The sequence below is a fragment of the Chromobacterium subtsugae genome, from assembly GCF_001676875.1.
Lineage (GTDB): Bacteria > Pseudomonadota > Gammaproteobacteria > Burkholderiales > Chromobacteriaceae > Chromobacterium > Chromobacterium subtsugae.
In genome coordinates, this window is sequence record NZ_JYKA01000039.1 from 1 (window position 1) to 3,524 (window position 3,524).

Consider the following 3,524-nt stretch of genomic DNA (forward strand, 5'->3'; position numbering starts at 1 on the left):
CCAACTCCGGTCAGGCGGGACTATCGCTCCCCAGGTCGATCCTGCCTGGATCGAACCGGCGGCAAACAAGGGGAGAACCTGCCCCAATCTGTGGGTGGCCAGCTGAACCCCGACTGGGTCGAGTGGCTAATGGGGTGGCCCATAGGGTGGACCGACTTAAATCCCTTGGGAACGGCCAGGTTCCGCGAGTGGCTGCAGCAGCATTCACCATCCTGCACGACTTCTGAGGAGGACGCCGCATGAGCTGCCCCTACGACCGCTGGCTGCCCGATCAGCCGGCACCAATGCCCGACCAGGGCGAGGAGTGAAAAAATGGAGGTTACCGACCAGCTCGAAACCCTGATCCTATTGGCGCTGGATGCGAACCACAAAAGTGCCGCCACGAAGCAGTTCCCTGTGAGGAATGGAAATGGCGACGTCCTGGAGCTGCGTGATCAAGGGACTTTGCTGCGCTTCGATGAGATGCTGCCGAACTCAGCCTACACATTCGACATGACTGATGACGAGCGCATTTACGCTACCACGCCAGAGCTGTTGATGGCACATCCGGCCGACATCATTGGCAATGAGGTCGAACTGATGATGCTGTCTGGAGGCGCGCTCAAATGGTATGGGTTTAGACGTCTAAGACAAGCGCCGCGTGGCGTTGCCTATGTCGGCAAGCCGTCGCACTGGTACGAAATGCATGGCCGTACGGTGCTGTCATCGGGAATGGGCGACTACATGAAACGAGTGGTAGCGCTCGACAAAAACGGCCGCCCGTTGCCAGCAAAAATCCAAGGCCACGCCATCTGCACGCCAAGTGTCGAAGGGGAGTTTGCCATTATAGTCGCCTCCCTCGTCGAGGATGCGCACCGAAGTGGCAGCATGCTGGCCACGGTCAAGGATGCCACCGAGATCAAATTTCCGATCCCGCTGAATGCCTATCAAGATGTGTTTTTCCTCCGAGATGGGCCGATGGCAGGCAGTCGTCGTAAGGCCATCCTGCATTGGGTGGCGCAACATCTGCGGCGGTCACCGCGCGGCACTGAACATGAAGTGAAGCGTCATGTACGCGGTGCACAGGAATTTGTCATCGATGGCCTGCGCGTCAGGCTGACCCCAAATGACACGGAGGCAGCATGCAACCCCTGACCCAACTGGCGGACGCCGCACGCGCCGCAATCGCTGTCGGCGATCTGCCGGACAGCGTGATCGAGGCCACCGCAGAGGCCATCGGCAAAGACGCATACGACTGCGTCCGCGTCTGGTCTGCCTGGGGCGTCGGCACCATGGGGCCGGACGATTTCGTGCCCATCGCTGACGATGGTGATCTCGTTGCTGAAATCGCCAGGGCGGCCATCGAGTCGTATTTAGCCGCAATGCAGCCGGCGCAGGCCGCCACCGAGCAGAGCGGCGAGGCTGACCGCATGGGTGAACTGCCGAAGGTGCGCAGAGACAGCCACGCAGCGGCAATCGGCAACCTGCGCGACATGGCAAGCAGCATGCTGGAGCGCGACGAAAGCGTCGGCATATTCGCCGACGAAGATCAGCATGCGCTGCTGATGGCACTGGCTGATTTGCTGGAGGAGGCCGAGGGGAATACGCCGGTTGCGCTCTACACCTGCCCGCAGCCCGCGCCGGCTGTGCCGGAGGGGTGGCGTGACGTGCTATTCGGCAATTTCGATGCCTTAGACGCAGCGGCCGATTCCATCGATGCCCGAGGGATGAACTGCCATGCAGAGGGGATTCGTGCGGTAGCGCACGCGCTGAAGCAACTCGCCGCCACGCCGCGGCCGCGCGACGCGGCACGCTGGCGCTACGCCGCTGAGAATGGGTTCCCGCGCAGCTTCCGGCAGATTCACCCCACGCGCGGACCCCGCGAGTGGCATATCGGGGAGCATGTGCCCGGCGCGCTGACCTACGAAACCCCTGAAGCTGCTATTGACGCCACCATGGCGCAGCAGGATCAGTCGTGACCGCCGCGGTACCGGCCCCGCCGGTCTACCGCTACACCCAGCGCCGCGACGGCGCCGTCATCTACGTTGGCCCGGAGCCGCCGACGCCCGAGCCCGGCACCAGCTGCACCCGGATGGAGTGGGTGGCGGTGCCGGGCATGGAGTGGGGCGGCCAGTGGGCCGATCCTGAGATTGTGTTTTGAGGGCTGCCAGAGGGCGGCCCTTCCTTATGGGGAACTCACATGGACGAATCCACAATGGACATTGGCCAGGCGGCGGTGTTCCTCCACTGCTGCGAGGACACGGTCTACCAACTGGCCAGGAAGAAGAAGCTGCCAGGTCGGAAGGTCGGGCGCGGCTGGGTTTTCTTGAAATCGGATCTTGTGGCGCACATCCGCGGCGACCAAAATAATAGCCGGCAAGAGGTGCAGGTCGGCAGCGAGAAGGGAGAGGAAGCGGTATGCCGATCTATCAACGAGGAAAGACTTGGTGGTGTGATTTCGCAACGCCAAGCGGTAAAAGAGTTAGACAGTCTCTTGGAACGCGTGACAGGACGCAGGCCCAGGAATTCTACGACAAGCTGATGGCCGAACGCTGGCGGGTTGACCAGTTGGGCGAAAAGCCAGAGTACACCTGGGACGAAGCGTGCTTGCGGTACGCAAGGGAGAAGGCAAACAAGAAAAGCTTTGCCGATGACGTCACGAAGATTCGATTTTTCACCGGATTTTTCAGGGGCCGCATCTTGCGGAGTATCAAGCGTGACGAAGTGATGGATGCAGTTTCGAAGCTGGTTCATGTGCGGGGAGTTTCGACAGGCCACGCCAGGGAAACCGGGCGCGCGGTCAGCGATGCCACGCGGAACAGGTATCTGGCGTTTGCGTCCACGCTGTTCAACTTGGCTGCCGATGAGTGGGAGTGGATCGAAAAGGCGCCTGTATTCCGAAAACGGAAAGAGCCGTCCCGTCGCATTCGATGGCTGAAAAAAGAAGAGGCCAGCCGGCTACTTGCCGAACTGGCCCCTCATCTACGGTCCATTGTGCAATTTGCGCTTGCCACTGGACTTCGCCACTCGAACATCATCGACTTGGAATGGTCGCAGGTCAATCTAGTGAAGCGCCTAGCGTGGGTGAACCCGGAGGATGCAAAAGCTGGGAAAGCCATCGGTGTTCCACTGAACGATACCGCAACCGAGGTGCTGATTGCTCAGGTCGGGAAGCATCCGAGATGGGTGTTCACCTATCGGGGCGATAAGCTCAGGCAAAAGGCGGCCACCGGCTGGAAAAGTGCGCTGAAGCGGGCGGGGATCGAGAATTTCCGGTTCCACGACCTGCGGCACACGTGGGCGAGCTGGCTGGTTCAAGAAGGGGTGCCTCTGCACATCATCCAAGAGTTGGGCGGCTGGCACAGCTTTGAGATGGTGCAGCGGTATGCGCACCTCGCGCCGGAGCATCTGCGGGGGCATGTGACGGCGATAGACGTCATCTTAGACAGCGGTACAAATCTGTCACAGGTGTCGCTGACTGGAGAGGTGAAGCGGAAAAGAAAAAAGGCCCTGCGCATTGCAGAGCCTTGATTCTATTGGGTTGA

The 3,524-nt window shown here is 60.7% G+C and carries 5 protein-coding genes; all 5 read left to right on the top strand.

Translation table 11 applies throughout. The annotated features are described in order from the left end of the window. Positions 1 to 312: 312 nt before the first annotated feature. The 5 genes from MY55_RS22230 to MY55_RS22245 are packed head-to-tail and all read left to right on the top strand — an operon-like array spanning position 313 to position 3,510. Positions 313 to 1,134: a hypothetical protein gene (locus tag MY55_RS22230; protein ID WP_065203052.1), complete on the top strand. Its 822-nt coding sequence runs from the start codon at positions 313 to 315 to the stop codon at positions 1,132 to 1,134. Then, a complete protein-coding gene (locus MY55_RS22235; protein ID WP_065203053.1) occupies positions 1,122 to 1,958 on the top strand; it encodes an aspartate/glutamate racemase family protein in 837 nt (278 codons plus the stop codon). The genes MY55_RS22230 and MY55_RS22235 overlap by 13 nt, the downstream gene beginning before the upstream one ends. Then, positions 1,955 to 2,140 (top strand): hypothetical protein, encoded by a 186-nt coding sequence (locus tag MY55_RS22240; RefSeq protein ID WP_065203054.1) that lies wholly within the window; start codon positions 1,955 to 1,957, stop codon positions 2,138 to 2,140. The genes MY55_RS22235 and MY55_RS22240 overlap by 4 nt, the downstream gene beginning before the upstream one ends. A gap of 39 nt (positions 2,141 to 2,179) precedes the next feature. After that, the gene (locus MY55_RS24115; protein WP_157889414.1) at positions 2,180 to 2,521 is read left to right on the top strand and encodes a helix-turn-helix domain-containing protein; all 342 of its coding nucleotides are present in this window, start codon (positions 2,180 to 2,182) and stop codon (positions 2,519 to 2,521) included. Beyond that, complete coding sequence (locus tag MY55_RS22245) at positions 2,521 to 3,510, top strand: tyrosine-type recombinase/integrase (RefSeq protein WP_208856077.1); 990 nt, start codon at positions 2,521 to 2,523, stop codon at positions 3,508 to 3,510. Before MY55_RS24115 ends, MY55_RS22245 begins: the two co-directional genes overlap by 1 nt. Positions 3,511 to 3,524: the final 14 nt, after the last annotated feature.